Origin of the sequence: Cupriavidus necator, assembly GCF_040578825.1 — a bacterium.
Lineage (GTDB): Bacteria > Pseudomonadota > Gammaproteobacteria > Burkholderiales > Burkholderiaceae > Cupriavidus > Cupriavidus necator_E.
Genome location: NZ_JBEFLI010000076.1, coordinates 14,142 through 33,133 on the forward strand (window position 1 = coordinate 14,142; position 18,992 = coordinate 33,133).

Sequence of the window (18,992 nt, forward strand, 5' to 3'; positions counted from 1 at the left end):
TGCGCCATGCGCGCCTCGCATATTTGGTGGAACCTGCTCGGCCTGGGCCTGCCGCTGCTGATCGCGGCGCTGACCGTGCCGCACCTGCTGCATGCGCTGGGCACCGAGCGCTTCGGCCTGCTGACGCTGGCGTGGGGGCTGATCGGTTACGCCACCGCGCTGGACTTCGGCGTGGGGCGCGCGGCCACGCACCGCATCGCCGCGCTGCGTGCCGGGCCCATCGATGAGCAGCGGCGCATTGGCGGCGTGCTGGGCAGCGCGATCCGCATCACGCTGGTGACCGGCGGCGCCGGTGCGCTGCTGGTGCTGGTGGCGCTGGCGTGCGGTGCCGACGGGCTGCTGCGCGCCGACGGCGTGCCGGCCGCCGAGATCGCCCTGTCGATCGCGCTGCTGGCGCTGGCGCTGCCGCTGCAGGCGATGTCGGCGGCGTATCGCGGCGTCAACGAGGCTTTCCTGAACTTCCGCGGCATCAGCGTGCTGCGCATCCTGCTGGGCGCGGCCAACTTCGGCGTGCCGTACCTGATCGCGGTGTTCACGCCGCAGCTCCACTGGCTGGTGCTGAGCCTGGTGCTGTCGCGCGCGCTGGCGGCATGGGCCTACCGCGCGCTGGCGCATGGCTGCCTGCATGCGGCGCGCACGGGTGCCGCCACGGCGTGGTCGCGCGACGAGGCGCGCCGGCTGGTGCGCTTCGGCGGCTGGTTCACGCTCAGCAGCGTGCTCAATCCGGTGGTGGCGTCGGCCGACCGCTTCTTTATCGCGGCGATGATCTCGGCCGCGGCCACCGCGGTCTATGTGATCCCGTACGAGATGGCGGCGCAGAGCCTGGTGCTGGTGGGTGCCGTGACCACCGTCACGTTCCCCTACCTGAGCCAGCGGCGCGTCAGCGATCCGGCCGGGGCGATGCGCACTTTCTATCGCGCGCTGCTGCTGTCGCTGGCCGGCATGGCCTTGGTCAGCGCCGGCTTCTGGCTGCTGGGCGGCATGGTGTTGTCGTTGTGGCTGGGCGGCGCGATCCCGCCGCAGAGCCACGAGGTGATCTGCGTGCTGAGCCTGGGGCTGCTGCCGTACACGGTCGGCACGATGTATGTGTCGCTGCTGCATGCGGGCGGCGATACCGAGATCACCGCCAGGCTGAATATCGTCGAGTTCCCGCTGTTCCTGCTGCTCGCCTGGGTGCTGATCCGTCAGTACGGCATCGTCGGTGCGGCCTATGCGTGGGTGCTGCGCGTCAGCGCCGATGCGTTGCTGCTGGCGCTGATTTCAGAGACGCAGCGGCGCGGCCTGGCGCTTGGGCTGCGGCTGCGGCGCCAGGGGTGATCAGCGCCGCACGGAGACGCCGGGCTCGGTCGGTGCGGGCTCCGCTGCGAGTTCCTTGACAGGAGCCGGCTTGTCCGCGACACGCGGGCCCAGCAATCCGCGATAAAACGCCAGCAACCGTTCCCAATGCTCGCGGCGCTCGAAGCGCTCGCAGATGCGCTGGCGCGCGCGCCGGCCCAGCGCCTCGCGCTCGGCGGGCGTGGCCTGCTCGGCCTGCAGCATCGCCTGCGCCAGCGCGGCGGCGTCGCGCACCGGCACCAGCCAGCCGTTGATGCCAGGCTCGATGATCTCGTTGCTGCCGTTGATATCGGTGGCCACCACCGGCAGCGCCATCGCGCCGGCCTGCAGCACCACGTTGGGAAAGCCTTCGCGGTAGCTGGGCAGCACCAGCACGTCGGAGGCGCGCAGCGCCGGGCGGACGTCGTCGACGAAGCCGGTCTCGTGCACCCGCGGATGCGCACGCAGTGCGGCCAGCGTTGCGCCGTCCGCCGGCGCGGTCAGGTCCAGGTCGCCGACCAGCAGCAGGTGGCAGTGCTGCGGCATCTGCGCAAAGGCCGCGAGCAGCTCCGGCAGGCCCTTGTCGCGGTTAAGCCGCCCGATATAGCAGAACACAAAGGCCTCGGCGCCGATGCCAAGGCGCGCGCGCAGCTGCGCCGCGGCTTCATGCTGCCCTGCGGCGTCCGGCGAGAAGTGGTCAAGATCGATGCCGGCGATATTGCCGTTGCCGATCACCTGCAGCGGCTTGCCGGTGATGCGCCACGACACCAGGTCATTGCGCACGCCGTTGCCTTCGGGCACCACATGGGTGGCGCACGCGCAGATCAGCCGGTCGACCCAGATCAGCAGCTGCCGGCGCAAGCCGCGCGAAGACGGAAAGATCAGCCCGGTGAAGGTATGGGTACGCACCGGCACGCGGCAGACCCAGGCGGCCAGCATCGTCACCAGGCCCGCCTTGGGGGTATAGGAATGCACCAGCGTCGGCCGCGCGCGGCGCAGCACGCGGATCATGGCGAGCACCGAGAGCACGTCGCGCAGCACGCTGATGCCGCGCTCCATGCGCACCGTGTGCACATGCACGCCTTCGTTCTGGGCGATCACGCGGCAGGCCTCGCCGGGGCTGCTGACGACTTCCACATCGAAATGCTGGCGCAGGAAGCGCGGTTGATCACGAAGGATTACCGATATGGTCTCCGGCACCGTGCTCACGATCACGATCTTTGGCACAGGGACTCCGCTCAGCGTGCCGGCCGCACGCCGGTTGCGTCTTGGCCCGACGATGGCTCCGCAGGCGTTGGAGACGCGGGCCGCATCGGCCACGGATTGGAATAGACCGCCGCGCGCTGGCGCATGCCGCGCATGCCGGCAATCAGCATGAAGACCAGCATCGGCAGGAACATCCATTTCTGCCGCACCGAGATCCCCATGTTGGCGGTCATCAGCGCCGACGACAGCCACGCCATCGCGCAATACGACCACAGGAAGGCCCGATTGCCCAGGCGCGCCTGGCCGCGTCCGCGCAGCATGCCCCAGCCGCCCAGCGCGAACAGCAACAGCAGCACGACGTTGTCCACCGAGGCCGCCAGGCCGAACGCGCTGCTGGCCTCGAACGGCAGCGGCCGGAACACGTACGAGAAGAGCTGCATCGGCAGCGACATGTCGTGGATGCTGATGGCGCCGCCGCCTTCCTGGTTATAGCCCTGGCGGGTCTCGACGTACGCGGTCACGTCGTCGGCGCTGTTGATCTCGCTCAGCCCGCCGTATTCCAGTGCGAACGGCACGATCGCGACCGCCGCCGCCAGCACGATGCCGGCCAGCGCCGCGCGCCGCGCCAGCGACACGCGCGCCGATGCCAGCATCGCCACCGACAGCGCCAGCACCATCATCGCCGCCATGTGCGGGCGCACCGTGAACATCGCGGCCACCGCCAGCGCCATCAGCCAGAAGCGGCGCGCCAGGGCCATATTGGCCCACAGCGCCAGGGCGGTGGCCATGAAGGCGATGGCATCCTTGCCGATGCCGGCACTCCAGAAGCTCACCGAAGGCAGCAGGATGATCAGCGTGCAGAACCGCTGTACCCAGATGCCCTTGCCCGCGCCGGCGATGCGCAGCGCGCTGTCGAAGGCGAGCAGGCCGATGCTGCCGAAGATATTGAAGACGAAAAACGCGCCCAGGAAGGAAAAGCCGGCGTAGTAGGTGAGCAGGCGCGTGAGCCAGCTCACCGCCTGCGTGCCGAATGCAAACTCCAGTTCCGGCGCCACCGAGTCGTGGAAGTAGACGATGGCGTCGCCGCCCAGGTCGACCACCACATGCGCGTACAGCACGCTGAACACCGTGTGCCAGGCATAGAGCAGTAGCGTGCGCAGTCGCGACACGCCTAAGCCCTGACCGGCGGCCAGCACCACGCACAGCCCCGCCAGCAGCGCCAGCGTGGCGGAGATCACGTGCCAGGCGGAAGTCACGAATTCCATGATGTGGGCTGCCTCCAGTCGCGCACCGGACAATGCGCCGCTGTGGTGAATTCTACGGAGCACGGCCGCTGCCGCGCGTGCGCGACTGTTGGCATGCGCACACAGCGCAGCCTGCGCCGCGGCTTAGTATCGGTGGGCACATCGATAGCACATCGATGGCAAGCGCGGCTCGCGCATGGCGGCATCGGCAAGCCATCGCGGCACTCCGCCAAAAGTCCCTCATCCATCCGCTTGAGAGCGGACACCGCGCACCGCGTCGCCCCTGCAAGCGCTTGGCGCAGCGGGTCTAAACCCCGCCGAAATGCGCCAGACGCAATGTGCGAGAGCGCACCGAAGCACACCGCCCGGGTTCCTACGATAAGTCCGAAAGGCATGGACACTGCGCGCCATGTCGGCGTTGTCACTGAGGAGACAGCCATGACACCAGACCGGACAGGGGCAGGGACCGGAGCAACATGCGGTCCCGACGCAGCAGCACAGCAGAGAACCCATGGTGGCCGCGCGGCACGAACGCTCGCGGTGCTTGCCGCCACGCTCCTGCTGGCCGCCTGCGCCGCATCGCCCGGCATGTATTTCGAACCGAGCGGCAAGGTCAGCGCGGTAGGCGACGACGCCGTCGCCACCACCACGCCGATCACGCTGGACCTGGTGCGCAGCCTGAAGGCCAAGCCGCGCGTGGATAACCAGGGCGTGGAAGAACTCTACGCCAAGCCCCAGCCCTATCGCATCGGCCCGGGCGACATCATCTCGGTGGTGGTATGGGACCACCCCGAACTGGTATTCCCGACGCAGACCTACAGCGTGGGCGCGACGTTCGAGGTCCCGCAGTCCACCGGCGGTTCCAACGTGCCCGGTTACGTGGTGAGCGCCTCGGGCGACATTCAATTTCCGTACGCCGGTGTGATGAAGGTGGCGGGCAGCACCGCCAACGAAGTGCGCGACCGGATGGCCAAGGTGCTGTCGCGCGTGGTGCGCGATCCGCAGATGACGGTGCGCGTGCTGGGCTTTCGCAGCCAGCGCGTCTATGTGGACGGCGAAGTGAAGACGCCCGGCATGCAGGCCATCGACGATGCGCCGATGACGCTGGTCGAGGCGCTCAACCGCGCCGGCGGCGTGCTCAATACCACCGGCGACAACAGCCGCGTGCGCGTGACGCGCGGCGAGCGTTCCTGGTACGTGAACATGCCGGCGCTGCTGGCCAAGGGCATCGACCCGTCCCGCATCATGCTGCGCTCGGGCGACATCGTGCGCGTGGAGCAGCGCGAGGACAACAAGATCTTCGTCACCGGCGAGGTGGTCAGGCCGACATCGCTGCTGATGCGCAACGGCCGCATGACGCTGAACGAGGCGCTGGGCGATGCCGGCGGCGTGAACCCGAACTCGGCCAACGCCGAGCAGATCTTCGTGATCCGCAAGCAGCCCAACGGCGAGCCCAAGGTGTTCCACCTGGACGGCAATTCGCCGGTGGCGCTGGCGATCGCCGAAGGCTTCGAGCTCGAGCCCAAGGACGTGGTCTATGTCGATGCGCGCAACATCGTGCGCTGGAGCCGCGTGATGAGCCTGCTGTTGCCGATCACGCAGCCCGCCATCAGCGCCGGCACGGGTTTCAGGTAAATCGAGCGAAATATGGTCAAGACAATCCTGGTCGTCTGTGTGGGCAACGTCTGCCGCAGCCCGATGGCCGCCCACCTGCTGCAACAGGCGTTGCCGTGGTGCACGGTCACGTCGGCCGGGCTCGCGCCGCCGGTGGGCGCGCCCGCCGACCCGCGCGCGGCACGGCTGCTGGCAGGCGCCGGCATCAGCCTGCGCGAGCATCGGGCGCGCGCCATCACCGCCATCATGGTCAACGCGGCGGACCTGGTGCTGGTGATGGACAACGAGCAGCGCGACGAAGTCGAGTTCCTGTTCCCGCAGGCGCGCGGCAAGACGTTCCGCCTGTGCGAGTTCCTGAAGGCAGATGTACCCGACCCGTACGGCTGCTCGATGAGCATGTTCACGATTGTGCTGGAGCTGATCAGGCAGGGCATCGCGTCATGGTCGGCGCAGCTCGAGGCCACGTCGCCGGTCAATACCCATGGAGAGGCATCATGAGAACCGTTGGAAACCGGGAAGACATCGCTCTTGGCCCGGAAGAGCGCGGCAAGCCGATCGACCTGACGGCATACCTGGACGTGCTGATGCGCTACCGATGGACGTTCCTGGCCACCGTTGCGCTGGTGGTGGGCGTGGGCCTGGTCTATGCGCTCCTGGCCCGTCCCATCTACCGCAGCGACGTGGTGGTGCAGGTGGAGGAATCCAACAACACCGCCAGCGCCAGCAAGCTGACCGCCAATATCTCGCCGGTGTTCGACCTCAAGCCCGCGGCCAGCGCCGAAGTGGAACTGCTGCGTTCGCGCATGGTGGTAGGCAAGGCGGTCGACAGCCTGCGGCTCGATATCGAGGCCGCGCCGCGCTACTTCCCGCTGGTGGGCGCCGCGCTGGCGGGCTTCAATGCGGAGCTGTCCAACCCGGGCCTGTTCGGCCTTGGCGGCTTTGCGTGGGGGCATGAGTCGATCACGGTGTCGCGGCTGCAGGTGCCGGTTTCGATGGAGAACCGCAAGCTGTTCGTGACGGCGCTCGGCAACGGCAACTACCGGCTGCAGTTCGCCAGCGACAAGGCCAGCGCCAACGGCAAGGTCGGCACGCCGCTGACCGTGGCCACGGCATCGGGCCAGGTCACGCTGCTGGTGGACCGCCTCGACGGCAAGGCGGGGGCGCGCTTCGTGGTGCGCCAGTTGCCGCGCAGCGCCGCCATTGCCAAGCTGCAAGACCGTCTGGTGATCAGCGAACGCGGCAAGCAGAGCGGCGTGATCGGCGTGGCGCTCGAAGGCGATTCGCCGCAGATGACCGCCGCCATCCTCAACGAGATCGGCCACGCCTACGTCGACCAGAATGTGCGGCGCAAGGCCGCCGAAGCGGAGAAGTCGCTGGCCTTCCTGGAGCAGCAGCTGCCGCAACTGCGCCAGCAGGTGGAAACCGCCGAATCGCGCTACAACGCCATGCGCAACCAGCGCGGCACCATCGACCTGAGCGAAGAGTCGCGGCTGATCCTGGCGCAGTCGGTGCAGATCCAGACCCGGCTGCAGGAACTGAAGCAACGCCGCCAGGAACTGGCCGCGCGCTTCACGCCCAACCACCCGGCGATCGAACTGATCGACAACCAGATCGGCAGCCTGACCGGCCAGCTCAACGGCGTCTCCGGCCGCATCCAGAAGCTGCCGGATGTTGAGCAGAACGTGCTGCGCCTGATGCGCGATGTAAAGGTCAGCACCGAGATGCTGCAGGGCCTGCTCAATGACGTGCAGCAGCTGAAGCTGATGAAGGCCAGCAAGGTTGGCAACGCGCGCCTGGTCGACATGGCCGAAGTGCCGGTGCGCCCGGTGCGGCCCAACCGCGAGATGATCGGCGCGATCGCGGCGGTGCTGGGGCTGATCGCCGGCGTGCTGCTGGTGATCCTGCGCCATGCGTTCGACGGCGGCGTGGCCGACGCCGACGAGATCGAGGAGAAGACCGGCATGACGGTCTATTCCACGATCCCGTTCAGCGTGCAGCAGGAACGGCTCGAGCCGGAAGGCCAGACCCCGGTGGGGCTGCTGGCGCGCGAGTTTCCGGACGACCCGGCCACAGAGACCCTGCGCAGCTTCCGCACCGCGGTGCAGTTCGCGCTGGCCGGCAACAGCAACCGCGTGGTGGTGTTCACCGGCCCGGCGCCAGGCGTGGGCAAGTCCTTCATCTGCGCCAACTTCGCCGCGATCGCCGCCAGCGGACGGCGCGTGGTACTAGTCGACGCCGACCTGCGTCGCGGCGAGCTGCACCATCGCTTCAACGACAAGCGCAGCCCTGGGCTGACAGAGCTGCTGATGGGGGCACCGCTCGATCGCGTGCTGCGCCGGCAAGTGGCACCGGGGCTCGATTTCATCCCGACCGGCACGGAACCGCCACATGCCGCCGACATGCTGTCGAGCCCGGGAATGGATGCGCTGCTGGACGAACTGCGCTCGCGTTATGACCTGGTGCTGGTGGATACGCCGCCGGTGCTGGCGGCTTCGGATGCCGGCATCCTGGCGGGCAAGGCCGGGGCGGTCTTCATGGTGGCACGCGCTGACAACACCACCGTCGATGAACTGCTTGCCTCACGGCGCGAGATCCAGAAGGCCGGGATCGATGTGAAGGGGGTGCTGTTCAACGGGTTGAAGGTGGAAGGGCGGTGGTATCGGTCTCACTACTACTTTGGGAAGTATCGGTATATGAGCAAGTACGGGGCGCAGGTTAAGCGGGCTTGATTTGCCGTTCTGGTGTTGTGGTTGGATTCGCCGCCCTTGATGGGCGGCGAATTGCTTTTGGGGGGATTGTTGGTTGGCTGTTTCATTTTCACTAATAAATTATTGAAACCTAACAATATTTGACAATCCGTCGAGCAACGATTGCTTCCACGTAAAATCAACGCATTGCAGCATTCCCGCGCCAACAACTGCAAGCTTTTGTAAATTCTCATCAATTTTCAGAAATTTCTTATTCTTTAGTCTGAGGCACTTTTGATATTGTCTCGTCCCGAGATGAGCGTGGGCGACGACGGCGGATATTCCCCTTCTTCTTCCCTGCGCATTACCAATGAATCGGGAGTGGGTCGTGACGAATCAAGTCACGCTGCCATTCCCTGGGAATTGGTCCAACCTTTGCCGAAGGCACCCTAGCCATGACATATATGCATTACGCAGTTGTCAAGGAAACGTGCAGAATTCGTGGGCAAGGTCGCGTTCTTGTAGCCGCCGAGAAGGTTACCGGTGCCCTGTTCGTTCTCTGCGAGGATTGCGAGTGTGAGTGGCAATCACCGAGTGAGTCGCAGCATGCGGAGCTGGCCACTCGAGATAAGCATTTCTGGCGTCTGCCGTTAGTCATCGCTTAGGAGAGCTGCGGCCTCTCAGTTGCCACGTATCACTGGAAAAGCGGGAGGATAATGATGGATCGGTATCTCTTCACTCCAGAATTGCCGAATGAATTTAAGTTTCCGGAATCCTTTGTGAAGTTGGTGGAAAGAGACCCGCTTCCTGACCTAGAGCCGTGGTGGCTCTTATGCGAGTTCAAAGAGAGCGCCAGCCATTGGGCGCGAGAGATTAGACGACTATATCCCAGCAGATACCTTGTTCCTTTTGCAAAGTGGTCAACGTCAGACGATATTGCGTGCTTTGACGCTAGCGGCACTTCCACTGATCCGAGAGTGTTCTATGTGCATGCCTATGCATCTCCACGCTGGGAGGATCGAGGCAGCGTTGCAAATTTCGCGGATTGGCTAGAGGCAGCAGAGGAGGCGTCGGCTCGCTTCAAAGCAGAAGGGGGCGGATCGTGAAACAGCTTGGCGGATGAGCCACGGCGTCTGAATCGCAGGCTGACGGCTCACTGCTGCACCGTCAGCCTGCCGACTATCAACCAGTAAATTCCTCAGCCAACACACACTCCAGCTGCGCCTTCAGCAGCCCCAACAAACAAAACGCACTGAAGCAGGCTTCAGATTTATCGCTGTGCTGCTCAAGCAGGGCAAGCACACCTTCAATGCCCGCCGCCACCGAATCAAGACTCGACCGTGCAGCGGATAACGTGTTTTCCGACATATGACCTCCGATCGTTGGGTGAAGGCCTGCCGCGCGACATGAGGGGGAGGGCGGCGGGCCTGACGACGAGGGTGGAAAACCGGTGCCGCAGCCATTGCCGGTCAGCCTTTCGGCTGCCTCGTCCGGCCCGCCATAGACGGAATGACTGCCCGTTATGGGCAAGGACGGCCGTCTCCGACGACTGCCCCGCTGCAGACATTCGGGTTTCCACACCCGGTCACCGTGTGCGATGACGTCTACAGTCTCCCGCTCCGCAGCCAATTATCCGATAGGACACTTCGCATTCGCGCTCGGACGGCGCATCCTGACCGAGCTTCGCCGGCCGGCAAATAGCCAGGCGCCTAAACGAGGGCCTCTTCTAAAGTCGCTGGGTGTTCTCGCGCGCTGGACGCAAGCCGCCACCGCTGGTGAACGCTCCCCTCTCCCGCGAAGTGGGAGAGGGTGGGGGTGAGGGCCGGAGCGTCAACGAAGTCCAGCCCGTCGGTATGCCAGCGCTTGCCCTCACCGCCTGCGGGAGAGGGGAGCAAACCGGCAGGTTTCAGGTTCCGGCGCGCGTGTCGGAGGCGCCAAACCATCCACGCAGAAACGGGTACGCCCCGCCAGGCAATCAACCTTTCAAGCCATCGATCCCGGCAAACTCGTACTCCGTTCCCCCTCCTCCTCATACCGCCCTTCTCCCGCCCGCAACAGCACCCACAACCGCCGCGCCGTCGCCCACGCGGGCGCCGTGCCCTTCCAGCCAGCCCCGCGGACATTGCGCGCAAACAGGTGCGGCAACGCCACCATCAGGTACAGCGCTGCCTTGACCCGCCGCCGCTGGCTGCGCCCATAGCGTCGATAGGTGACATACATCCGCGACGCCTCGCATGCCGGCGAGGCCGCTTCCACCGGGGCAGGAACGGCAGCGTGCTGGTTGACCGCGCTCGGCATCAGCTCGATCCGATGGCCGAGCTCAAACACCGCGCGGCTGGTCAGCTCGCAGACTTCATAGCCCGCTGCGAGCTGCTCATCGAAGACGATGTGGTCGAACAGTGCCCGCGGGAAGACCGTGCTGTGCAGCACCACGGAGCACAGCCGCTCGCCATAGCGATAGTCCAGCGACGGATACCCCAGGAACGCCGCCTTGCGCGGCTTGCCGCGCTGGCCCTGGCAGACGTCGGTGCCGGTCAGGATCAGCGGCGCGGCGCAGCCGCTGGTGGCGCGGTGCACGTAGTCGTCGGCGATGCGGTCGGTCATCTGCTGCAGGAAGGTCGGTCCCAGCAGCGTGCAGTCGTCCAGGAACAGCACGTGCGAGCCGGTGGCCGCGCGCAGCGCGCGGTTGCGGATGGCGGCGCTGCCGCGGCGCGGGCCTTCGACGTAGAGCAGGTCCGGGATGTCCGGGATATCGGCAAAGCCGTGGCGCACCATCTCGCTAGTCTGATAGCTGCTGCTGTCGTCGATGACGATGAGCTGGTGCGGCGGCATGGTCGATTCCGCGACCGATTGCAGCGCGCGATGCAATCCTTGCGGATGGTCGCGCGTGCAGATGCACACCGAGAACGTGGGCAGGAATGTGTTGGCCGGCATGGTTGACCCCTTTCCGGTTTGCGGCGCGATGGCCGGCTGGATGTCCGGCGCGATGGCCGGGCGCGCGCCGGCCGCGTCTGGTGCGCGGCACGGCACGGTGAGGCGGTGGCAGGTACCGGACGTGGCCGGCCCTGTCCGTGACAGCGTCAGTGCGTTACAGGCTCTGGCTGACCGCCTGGAAGGCGGTCTCGCCGGTGCGCGGGGCCACTACCGGGCGTGCGCTGCTGTCGCGCGTGAAGCGTTCGTCGCCGCTGACCCACTCGAGCGTTGCGCCGCGCTGCAGGGCGGCGTAGACGGCCTCGCCCTTGTTGCGCACCTTCAGCCGCTGGTACAGCGTGCAGGCGTGGCTCTTGACCGTGGCCACGGAGATATTGAGCATGCGGCTGACGGTCTTGATCGGGTAGCCGCGCGCCAGCAGCACCAGCACTTCGTACTGGCGCGGCGTGATCTTCAGCATCTCGGCTTCGTCGTAGCTGGGCTCTTCTTCCACCGGCGGCGGGACGCTGGCAGCCGGTGCGGACGCAGCAGGTGCTGACAGCGGCTGGCCCGGCCGCAGGCCGGTCAGGTCGCGCACCGCCACCGCGGCGCGGGCCGCGCCGCGCGGCGTGCTGGCGCAGGCCACCAGCGACAGTTGCTCGGCTTGCATGGCTTGCGCATGCGAGCTGCTGAGCGGCAGCGGCGCGGCCGAGGCCAGCGACTGCACCGCCGGCATGGCCGAGCGCGAGGCCGACGGCATGGTGCCGGTCTCGGCCGCGAACAGCAGCCCCTGCACGCCGGATACCGCCAGCCGGATGGCGGCCTCGATCACCGCCAGCGAGGCGGACTTGGGCAGGCAGCCGCAGACGCCGCGCGCACTGTCCGGATTGGGGACATGCAAAGGCAATACGTCGGCGAGGATCAGAATGCGTTGCGGCGACAGCGCTTCTCGCGCTCGTTCCAGTTGCTCCCAGCCCGGCGCCGTGTCGGCGGGCATGCCGAACACGAGCAGGTCTGCATTATGGTGCCGGGTATCCAGCCTGGCGATGTCCGCGGGCGCAATGGCCGCAACCTGGGCGGATTCGTGGATGTTCTCGAGCATCTGCAAAAGCCCGAGCCGGAGCAACGGATGCTCCTCGATCAGTAACGCGTTCATTCCTTCACTCCCCGTTTACTCGGGAGCGGACGCGGGGTGCTTTGCGTATGGAAGGTATTACCTGACAGCAGCCACCGGCGGTGTCTGTCTGCGAGTGATGACCCCATGCTTTCCATGCTCCGGTAGCTCCGTTGTTCTGGATGGAACTTGTCGGTGGCTGGAACTATGACCCGAACCCGAACCCGAAGGACTCTCGCTCCTAAATCGGCTTAAATTCATCTTATGGGCTGGGGGAGGGGAAAGCAAGCGGGTGGATTTGGGACGAGTCAGGGTGGAAATGATAGGACCTTCATAATCCTTTAAGAATTCACCCGAATGCGCCATGCCAGGTTCCGCAAACGACGCGCTGGAGCGGGATCGCGGTGGTTTCAGCGATGTGACACATTGATTTTAAATGGTTGCAGCGGTGAAACAGAACCCATTATCAGGAGCAAGGCCGGGCGGGGTTTCTAACCCTATCGTGGGGTGTCCGTAATATCTCTGCCGGTGCCATTGCTGCAAGATTGAAACGTGGTATTGATTCGCAATTGCGAAACCCTTGCCACGGGTTTTTGGCGGTTAGGGCACATGGCCTAGTGCTTCTGGATGAAGAGGCGGTTCACACTTCGGGATGAGGCTTGCAGCGTGCGGTGCACCGGCCTGCGCCGGGCTTGCCACCAACCCGTGCGGGGGAGGGTGGCAAGCCCGGGCGACCGCCCGGCGCAAGTGAATGTGCGCTTCAGGTCTTAGCGAACCCAGCGGCCGGGGCGCATGACCCAGCCGTGCGGGCCGCGCACCCAACGCTCGGGCACGTAGCGGTAGCCGGGGCGCTGCGCCTGCCAGTAGCCGCGGCGCCAGTCATAGCGGCCGCCCCGGGCCTCCCAGTGGCCGGGCACCCAGACCTGGCCGCGGCGTGCGGCAGGGGGCGGCTCGTAGCGCGGCGGCGGCGGCGGGCCATAGCCGTGGGCCACCATCACCGGCTGGGCCTGGGCGGGGGTGATCAGTCCGAAGGCGCCGCCCGTTGCGAGGACGGCTGCAGCAAGCAGAAGCTGGCGTTTCATTTAGGTTCTCCTTGGGGGCGTGGGTCGGTTCCTGCCAGCGGCAGGGCGAAAGCCGGATGGATCAGTAACGGTCGTAGTGGTGATAGCGGTGCGGCGGACCGCCGCGCGGCGGCACCACGATGCAGGCGGAAAGCAGTGCGGCCGTGGTGGACAGCAGCACGACCAGTGAGAGAGTGCGTTTCATCTGGGCTCCTGGGGGGCGCGTTGGACACGGCTTCAATGTAGCGAGCGGCCCCCGCATCGGGGGCTTGCACTTGTAAGGCTGTCTCACAAGGGACCGTGGCGCCCGCGAGCACGGGCCCGATCATGGCATTGACCGGAAAGGCTTGCGCCCAAAGGGTTTGCGGGCAAGACGGCGCCGCGCCGGCGCGGCTGCGGCATGCGGCGCCAAGCGTAATGTGACGTTACATCGGAAATAGATCTAGCAAGATGGCGCCAGTCCGGCGAGCGCTGGTGCCCCGCGTGGGCAGGCGCTGCACGCTTTGCGGGCAGCCGCGCCGCCACGCAGAAACGGGTACGCCGCGACGGTGCGGCATGCCCCGGCATGGCCGGCGACGTGCCCGAATGGGTGCATTCGCGGTACGCTTGCAGTGCGTGCGCGGGCCATTCCAGGCTTGCGCCAATGGCATGAAGCTTGCGCTGTCGGCTATGCCATTCAGGAAATTGTCACGTGTGCTTGAAGGAGGCGCCATGCCGGTCATGCTCATCGTGGTTGCCTTGCAGATTTTGCAGGGCCTGTCGCCGCCTGCCGCGGCGTTGTTTGCGCTACCGCAGGACACCGGGCCCACGGATGCCGCGGCCCGGGTCGAGGCGGCGCTGACACGCTGAAGCACGCTGGTTCGTGTCTGCAGCTCGGGACCGCGGCAGTCCGGGTGGCTATATCCAACCACCCTACTGTCACGGAGTCAGCATGAACCGCAGCGACGTCACCGACCTCATCATCGAAGCCAAGGTCACACGCGGCATTAGCTGGGCGCAGGTCGCCGAACGCGTCGGCCGCAGCAAGGAATGGACGACGGCCGCGTGCCTCGGCCAGATGGCATTCGACGAGGCCGGCGCCCGCGCGGTGATGGAGGTGTTCGGGCTGCCGCCCGAGGCCGAGCCGTGGCTGCGCGCGGTCCCGTACAAGGGCTCGCTGCCGACGCAGGTGCCGACCGACCCGCTGATCTACCGCTTCTACGAACTCATCAGCATTTACGGCACCACCTTCAAGGCGCTGATCCACGAGGAGTTCGGCGACGGCATCATGAGCGCGATCGACTTCCGCATGGATCTGCAGCGCGAACCCGATCCCAACGGGGACCGGGTCCGCATCGAGATGTCGGGCAAGTTCCTGCCCTACAAGACCTACTGAATCGCCCCGGCCTGGCCGGGGGCCCGCGCGGCCGGCGGCATCGCATAGCAGGCGCCGTAGCGCGCCGGATCGAGCCGCATGGTCAGCACGCCCACCAGCGCGGCGCAACCCATGTGGTACCCCCAGCCGGCCGCGAAGCCGCCGGTGTGTTCGCGCAGCATCGCGGTGATCCACGGCGCCAGCGCAGCCAGCAGGAAACCGCCGCCCTGCATCAGCGCGCTCAGTGCGCCGGCGCTGTGCGGATCGGGCAGGTGATCGAGCGCCACCACCAGATACAGCGCAAAGCAGCCGCCCAGGCCGGCGCCTCCGATCACGGCCCAGGCGTGCGGCGCGGCATCGGGCCACAGCGCCAGGCCGGCAAAGCCGATGACCTGCATCGCCAGCGCCAGTGCCATCCACGCGCGCCGGTCCGCATGCCGTGCCGCCAGCGCCGGCAGCAGCAGCGCGGCGGCAGCCTGCGCCAGCGCCATCAGCGCCACCAGCGCGCCGCTGGCCGGAGCGCTCCAGCCATGGCCCTGGTAGAACGGCGCCAGCCACGCCACCAGCGAGGCATAGCCGCCATTCATCACGCCAAAGCACAGCATCAGCAGCCAGGTGCGCCGGTGCCGCAGCAGCGCACGCGCGGCGCGAGGCGGCCGGGCCGGCGCGGTCTCGACCGGACTGGGGGCCGGGTTTGCGCAGGCGCGCGGCAGCGCCACCCATGCCAGCATCAGCGCAGCCAGCGCGGGCAGGGCCCATAGCGCCAGCGCCTCGCGCCAGCTTCCGGTCTGCGCGCTCACATAAGGCGATAGCTGCGCGCCCAGCGCCCCGCCGCCCATCAGCGCGGCGGAATACAGCCCCATCACCGGCGCCACGCGGCGCGGGAACTCCTGCTTGACCAGCCCCGGGCAGGCCGCCTGCACCACAGCCACGCCCAGTCCGCACAGTGCCGCCGACGCGATCAGCAGCGTGCCATCGGCCACGCCCAGGCGCAGTGCGCAGCCCGCGCCCAGCAACGCCAGCGCGCCGAGCATTGCGGTGCGCGCACCGAGACGCGCGCGCAGCGCCGGCCCGAAGAACGCGCCCACGCCCATCAGCAGCATCGGCAACAGCGTCAGCCAGGCCATGCCCTGGTAGGTCAGTCCGGTGCCGGCGCGGATCGCCGGCGCCAGCGGGCCCACCGCGGTCAGGAACGGACGCAGGTTGAGGCCAATGCCGGCCACCGCGGCCAGCACCAGCCACCGTGGCGTGGAGCGCACCGCCACGCCAGCCATGTCAGCCACGGCGGCACGTGCCGTAGAGCTGCGCGGCGGACAGGTCGACCGGCACGCGCGCGAGCGGCAGCGGCGCCGGGTCCAGCGGCAGGCGCAGCGCCTGGTAGGCGGCCTCGCTCGACATGCCGTAGGGCGCGGCGTCGTTGTTGTCGAAGGCGTAGTAGACCGCCTGCACGCCGGCCATGGTCATCGCCGCCAGGCACATCGGGCATGGATGGCCGCTGGCGTAGACCACGCTGCCGCGCGGGTCGGGGCGGCCGAGCTTGCGCGCGGCGGCGCGCACCGCCTCCATCTCGGCATGGGTGGTGGGGTCGTGGCTGTGGACGATGTCGTTGACGCCGGTGGCGACGGCCTCGCCGTCGATGGCCAGCACGGCCCCGAAGGGACGGCCGCCACGGTCACGGTTGGCTTCGGCAAGGCGGACCGCCTCGCGCATGAATTCCTGGTGAGTGGGCATGGTTGGCGCAAAAAGTGAGTGCATGCTCGCAGCGGCGCGGCATGGCTAAAGGAGGGGGCGCTTCGCAAGCGGCTGGCACCGCGCGCGAGGGCCGCCCACTGTACGCCGGGGCTTGGTGATTGGGAAATTAAATGATGAAATCGCCGGCAGTGGAAAACCCAATGGAATGCCGATGCAGGATCCCCACCTCGATCCCGTGCTGCTGCAGAGCTTTGTGGCGGTCGCGGAAAGCGGCAGCTTCACCCGCGCCGCGCAGCGCGTTCACCTGACCCAGTCGACCGTCAGCCAGCAGGTCAAGCGGCTGGAAGACCAGCTCGGCTGCGTGCTGCTGGACCGAAGCGGGCGCTATGTCACGACCACGCCGGAAGGCGAGCGGCTGCTGGGCTACGCCCGCCGGCTGCAGGCGCTGATGGCCGAGGCGGTCGGCCAGTTGCGCCAGAGCGCTGGCCAGGGCGAGATTCGGATCGGTGTGCCCGAGGACTTTGCCGCGCGGCCGCTGACACCGGTGCTGGCCGGGTTTGCCGACGACTGGCCCGGGGTGCGGCTGGAGGTCACCACCGGCATGAGCCACGCGCTGTGGCAGCGCTTCCAGGACCGCGAGCTGGACCTGGTGCTGGTGAAGCAGCGCGTAGGCCACGCCCCGGGTCTGGCGAACTGGCCCGAGCCGCTGTGCTGGATCGACAGCCGCAGCCGCCCGGCGGTGGCGCGCGATCCGGTACCGCTGGTGGCGTTTCCGGTGGGCGGGCTCTACCGGGGCGAGATGACGCACGCGCTCGACGCCGGCGGACGGCGCTGGCGCGTGGCGTTCGTCAGTGCGAGCCTGGCCAGCATCCTGGCCGCGGTGGCCGACGGGCTCGGCATCACGCTGCTGCCGCGGCGGCTGGCCAACGCCCACCACCGGGTGCTCGAGGACAACGGCTGGCCGGCCGCGGTGCCGGCGGTCGAACTGAGCCTGCACGCGCAGCCGGACCTGCCGGCGCCGGCGCGCGATATGGCGGCGCGGCTGGCTGCGCTGTGCGAGCGCGTGATGGCGCCCGCCTTACCGCACCAGGCTCAGCCGAAGAACTCGTGGTAGTAGCGGGTACAGGTGCCGGCCGGGCGGAAGGTGTAGGGCAGTTCGGCCATCGCCGCGGCTTCGAGCGAGCCGAACGGGATGTCGGGCGCGGAGGGTGCGGCCGAGGGGCCCGCTTCGGTGGCGGCGTCGTGGTCGGGGCGCGCAGTTTGCGCACGGGCGTTGACAGGCGAAGTCATGTCGGGCTCACTCAGGTGGCCGGGGCGAGGCCCGGCGAACAGATGGATTGGCGGCGGATGGAAGTCGCTCACCGCCTGCGGCAATCGTAATGCTGCAGCGCAGGAAGATCAGCCCGTCGTGGCAGAACACACTGTTGCGGAATCGCGTTCAATTAAAGTGACTTAGGCGCGATTAACTGCAATTCCGCGATACCGCGACGTTGCGCCAACGCCTTCTCCGGCAGGGTCTATATTGGCGGAAGGGCCGCCTGCGCCGCGCCGCCGTCATGGTGGTACGGGGCTCGACAGCCACCCGACAGTCCCTCCACCGCCCTTCCGGAGTGCGCCATGACAGTGCCACCGTGCTTTGCCGATCGCCGCGAGGCGGGCCAGTACCTCGGCCGCCGGCTTGCCGAACTCGGCTTCGGCGCCACGCAGCTCGGGCAGCCGGCGCTGGTGCTGGCGCTGCCGCGCGGCGGCGTGCCGGTGGCCTACGAGGTTGCGCGGGCGCTCAACGCCCAACTCGACGTGCTGCTGGTGCGCAAGATTGGCGCCACCGGCTACCCGGAACTGGCGCTGGGGGCCGTGGTGGAGGGGGATGCCGCGGGCGGCGGGCCGCATACCGTGGTCAACAACGACCCGTGGGCGCGGCGCTCGGTGGAAAGCGGCAGCTTCGACGCCGAGCGCGGCCGCCAGCTCGACGAGATCGCCCGGCGCCAGCAGCGCTATCGCGGCGGCAAGCCGGTGCCGGCACGGGCCGGGCGGGTCGTGATCGTGGTCGATGACGGTGTTGCCACCGGCGCTACCATGCGTGCCGCGCTCGAAGGCGTGCGCATGGCCGGGGCCGAACGCGTGGTGGCGGCCACGCCGGTCGGTTCGGAGGACGGGCTCGCCAGCCTGCAGCCGGCCGCCGACGAGATCATCTGCCTGAATACGCCGCCCAATTTTGGCGCGGTCGGCGCCTTTTACCTGGATTTCAGCCAGACCAGCGACGACGAGGCGCTTGGCCTGCTGCGGCAGGCAGCCACCGAGCGCGCCCGCTGACGCAAGCCTGCGCTCAGGCTTTGCCGAGCCGCCGCTTCAGGTGGGGCACCAGGCCGCCCGCGGCCAGGATCTCGCGCAGGAATGCCGGGATCGGCTCGCATGCGACCTCGCTGCCGTCGTCAAGGCGCACCCGCGCCGCATCCAGATCGAGCACCACGTGCGCGCCGTCAACCAGCCGGCTGGTGTCGGCGCACACCAGCACCGGCAGCCCGAGGTTGATGGCATTGCGATAGAACAGCCCGCCAAAGGATTGCGCCACCACCGCGCCCACGCCCAGCTCGCGCAGCGCCTGCGGCGCCTGCTCGCGTGACGAGCCGAGGCCGAAGTTGGCGCCCGCTACCAGCACATCGCCCGCTCGGACGCTGCCCGGGAATTCCGGGCGCAGCGCGGCCAGAGGCAAACGCAGGACCCTCGCCCGAAATCCGTTTAGTTACTCGTTCTCGCCCGTGAGGTGCGACAGTCTCCACCCACTTTTGGAGCATC

Annotated in this window: 18 protein-coding genes and 1 pseudogene; 8 read left to right on the top strand and 11 right to left on the bottom strand. The window is 67.6% G+C overall.

Translation table 11 applies throughout. The features are described from left to right. Positions 1-6 precede the first annotated feature (6 nt). A complete protein-coding gene (locus AB1I47_RS27930) occupies positions 7-1,317 on the top strand; it encodes an oligosaccharide flippase family protein (RefSeq protein WP_354686946.1) in 1,311 nt (436 codons plus the stop codon). Here AB1I47_RS27930 and AB1I47_RS27935 read toward each other — a convergent pair whose 3' ends face one another. Further along, the gene (locus AB1I47_RS27935) at positions 1,318-2,541 is read right to left on the bottom strand and encodes a glycosyltransferase family 4 protein (protein ID WP_354686947.1); all 1,224 of its coding nucleotides are present in this window, start codon (positions 2,539-2,541) and stop codon (positions 1,318-1,320) included. Between the two features lie 11 nt (positions 2,542-2,552). Further along, entirely contained in the window at positions 2,553-3,785 is a 1,233-nt protein-coding gene (locus AB1I47_RS27940) for a hypothetical protein (protein WP_354686948.1), read from the bottom strand. Between the two features lie 417 nt (positions 3,786-4,202). Here AB1I47_RS27940 and AB1I47_RS27945 point away from each other — a divergent pair, with 417 nt between their 5' ends. The 3 genes from AB1I47_RS27945 to AB1I47_RS27955 are packed head-to-tail and all read left to right on the top strand — an operon-like array spanning position 4,203 to position 8,107. Beyond that, on the top strand, positions 4,203-5,399 hold the full coding sequence (locus AB1I47_RS27945) for a polysaccharide biosynthesis/export family protein (protein WP_354686949.1): 1,197 nt from the start codon (positions 4,203-4,205) through the stop codon (positions 5,397-5,399). 12 nt (positions 5,400-5,411) lie between these two features. Then, the gene (locus AB1I47_RS27950) at positions 5,412-5,876 is read left to right on the top strand and encodes a low molecular weight protein-tyrosine-phosphatase (protein ID WP_354686950.1); all 465 of its coding nucleotides are present in this window, start codon (positions 5,412-5,414) and stop codon (positions 5,874-5,876) included. Then, the gene (locus AB1I47_RS27955) at positions 5,873-8,107 is read left to right on the top strand and encodes a polysaccharide biosynthesis tyrosine autokinase (protein ID WP_354686951.1); all 2,235 of its coding nucleotides are present in this window, start codon (positions 5,873-5,875) and stop codon (positions 8,105-8,107) included. Before AB1I47_RS27950 ends, AB1I47_RS27955 begins: the two co-directional genes overlap by 4 nt. Positions 8,108-9,247: 1,140 nt before the next feature. Here the strand turns inward: AB1I47_RS27955 and AB1I47_RS27960 are convergent. From AB1I47_RS27960 to AB1I47_RS27980, 5 genes are all read right to left on the bottom strand, one after another. Then, a complete protein-coding gene (locus tag AB1I47_RS27960; protein WP_407935922.1) occupies positions 9,248-9,433 on the bottom strand; it encodes a hypothetical protein in 186 nt (61 codons plus the stop codon). Between the two features lie 615 nt (positions 9,434-10,048). Next, entirely contained in the window at positions 10,049-10,999 is a 951-nt protein-coding gene (locus AB1I47_RS27965; RefSeq protein WP_354686952.1) for a glycosyltransferase family 2 protein, read from the bottom strand. Positions 11,000-11,153: 154 nt separating this feature from the next. Continuing rightward, positions 11,154-12,131, bottom strand: a complete 978-nt coding sequence (locus AB1I47_RS27970; RefSeq protein WP_354686953.1) for a helix-turn-helix transcriptional regulator — start codon at positions 12,129-12,131, stop codon at positions 11,154-11,156. A gap of 725 nt (positions 12,132-12,856) precedes the next feature. Beyond that, positions 12,857-13,171 (bottom strand): hypothetical protein, encoded by a 315-nt coding sequence (locus AB1I47_RS27975; RefSeq protein WP_354686954.1) that lies wholly within the window; start codon positions 13,169-13,171, stop codon positions 12,857-12,859. Between the two features lie 61 nt (positions 13,172-13,232). Beyond that, the gene (locus AB1I47_RS27980) at positions 13,233-13,355 is read right to left on the bottom strand and encodes a hypothetical protein (RefSeq protein ID WP_354686955.1); all 123 of its coding nucleotides are present in this window, start codon (positions 13,353-13,355) and stop codon (positions 13,233-13,235) included. 506 nt (positions 13,356-13,861) lie between these two features. Between AB1I47_RS27980 and AB1I47_RS27985 the strand changes: the two genes are divergently transcribed. Beyond that, positions 13,862-13,999 (top strand): hypothetical protein, encoded by a 138-nt coding sequence (locus tag AB1I47_RS27985; RefSeq protein WP_354686956.1) that lies wholly within the window; start codon positions 13,862-13,864, stop codon positions 13,997-13,999. Positions 14,000-14,081: 82 nt separating this feature from the next. Continuing rightward, a complete protein-coding gene (gene cynS / locus AB1I47_RS27990; protein WP_354686957.1) occupies positions 14,082-14,525 on the top strand; it encodes a cyanase in 444 nt (147 codons plus the stop codon). Here cynS and AB1I47_RS27995 read toward each other — a convergent pair. Further along, positions 14,519-15,778, bottom strand: a complete 1,260-nt coding sequence (locus AB1I47_RS27995; RefSeq protein WP_354686963.1) for a cyanate transporter — start codon at positions 15,776-15,778, stop codon at positions 14,519-14,521. The genes cynS and AB1I47_RS27995 overlap by 7 nt on opposite strands. Before the next feature lies 1 nt (position 15,779). Next, complete coding sequence (locus AB1I47_RS28000) at positions 15,780-16,235, bottom strand: nucleoside deaminase (protein WP_354686958.1); 456 nt, start codon at positions 16,233-16,235, stop codon at positions 15,780-15,782. Positions 16,236-16,407: 172 nt separating this feature from the next. Here AB1I47_RS28000 and AB1I47_RS28005 point away from each other — a divergent pair, with 172 nt between their 5' ends. Beyond that, on the top strand, positions 16,408-17,310 hold the full coding sequence (locus AB1I47_RS28005; protein WP_354686959.1) for a LysR family transcriptional regulator: 903 nt from the start codon (positions 16,408-16,410) through the stop codon (positions 17,308-17,310). On the opposite strand, the gene AB1I47_RS28010 is transcribed toward AB1I47_RS28005, so the two are convergent. Beyond that, positions 17,289-17,486 carry a hypothetical protein gene (locus tag AB1I47_RS28010; protein WP_354686960.1) on the bottom strand — a complete coding sequence of 66 codons (198 nt, stop codon included), beginning with the start codon at positions 17,484-17,486 and terminating at the stop codon, positions 17,289-17,291. The two genes, AB1I47_RS28005 and AB1I47_RS28010, sit on opposite strands and share 22 nt — an antisense overlap. Positions 17,487-17,813: 327 nt before the next feature. Between AB1I47_RS28010 and AB1I47_RS28015 the strand changes: the two genes are divergently transcribed. After that, positions 17,814-18,509 (top strand): phosphoribosyltransferase, encoded by a 696-nt coding sequence (locus AB1I47_RS28015; RefSeq protein ID WP_354686961.1) that lies wholly within the window; start codon positions 17,814-17,816, stop codon positions 18,507-18,509. A gap of 13 nt (positions 18,510-18,522) precedes the next feature. Here AB1I47_RS28015 and AB1I47_RS28020 read toward each other — a convergent pair. After that, positions 18,523-18,903 (bottom strand): annotated as a pseudogene (locus AB1I47_RS28020) (LeuD/DmdB family oxidoreductase small subunit); the annotation flags it as partial. Positions 18,904-18,992: the final 89 nt, after the last annotated feature.

Excerpts from the sequence above, each read along its gene's own strand:
- cynS (WP_354686957.1), top strand. The coding sequence starts at position 14,082 with ATGAACCGCAGCGACGTCACCGACCTCATCATCGAAGCCAAGGTCACA.
- AB1I47_RS27960 (WP_407935922.1), bottom strand. The coding sequence starts at position 9,433 with ATGTCGGAAAACACGTTATCCGCTGCACGGTCGAGTCTTGATTCGGTG.
- AB1I47_RS27965 (WP_354686952.1), bottom strand. The coding sequence starts at position 10,999 with ATGCCGGCCAACACATTCCTGCCCACGTTCTCGGTGTGCATCTGCACG.
- AB1I47_RS27955 (WP_354686951.1), top strand. The coding sequence starts at position 5,873 with ATGAGAACCGTTGGAAACCGGGAAGACATCGCTCTTGGCCCGGAAGAG.
- AB1I47_RS28005 (WP_354686959.1), top strand. The coding sequence starts at position 16,408 with ATGCAGGATCCCCACCTCGATCCCGTGCTGCTGCAGAGCTTTGTGGCG.
- AB1I47_RS28010 (WP_354686960.1), bottom strand. The coding sequence starts at position 17,486 with ATGACTTCGCCTGTCAACGCCCGTGCGCAAACTGCGCGCCCCGACCAC.
- AB1I47_RS27985 (WP_354686956.1), top strand. The coding sequence starts at position 13,862 with ATGCCGGTCATGCTCATCGTGGTTGCCTTGCAGATTTTGCAGGGCCTG.
- AB1I47_RS28000 (WP_354686958.1), bottom strand. The coding sequence starts at position 16,235 with ATGCCCACTCACCAGGAATTCATGCGCGAGGCGGTCCGCCTTGCCGAA.
- AB1I47_RS27980 (WP_354686955.1), bottom strand. The coding sequence starts at position 13,355 with ATGAAACGCACTCTCTCACTGGTCGTGCTGCTGTCCACCACGGCCGCA.
- AB1I47_RS27975 (WP_354686954.1), bottom strand. The coding sequence starts at position 13,171 with ATGAAACGCCAGCTTCTGCTTGCTGCAGCCGTCCTCGCAACGGGCGGC.
- AB1I47_RS28015 (WP_354686961.1), top strand. The coding sequence starts at position 17,814 with ATGACAGTGCCACCGTGCTTTGCCGATCGCCGCGAGGCGGGCCAGTAC.
- AB1I47_RS27930 (WP_354686946.1), top strand. The coding sequence starts at position 7 with ATGCGCGCCTCGCATATTTGGTGGAACCTGCTCGGCCTGGGCCTGCCG.
- AB1I47_RS27945 (WP_354686949.1), top strand. The coding sequence starts at position 4,203 with ATGACACCAGACCGGACAGGGGCAGGGACCGGAGCAACATGCGGTCCC.
- AB1I47_RS27995 (WP_354686963.1), bottom strand. The coding sequence starts at position 15,778 with ATGGCTGGCGTGGCGGTGCGCTCCACGCCACGGTGGCTGGTGCTGGCC.
- AB1I47_RS27940 (WP_354686948.1), bottom strand. The coding sequence starts at position 3,785 with ATGGAATTCGTGACTTCCGCCTGGCACGTGATCTCCGCCACGCTGGCG.
- AB1I47_RS27970 (WP_354686953.1), bottom strand. The coding sequence starts at position 12,131 with ATGAACGCGTTACTGATCGAGGAGCATCCGTTGCTCCGGCTCGGGCTT.
- AB1I47_RS27950 (WP_354686950.1), top strand. The coding sequence starts at position 5,412 with ATGGTCAAGACAATCCTGGTCGTCTGTGTGGGCAACGTCTGCCGCAGC.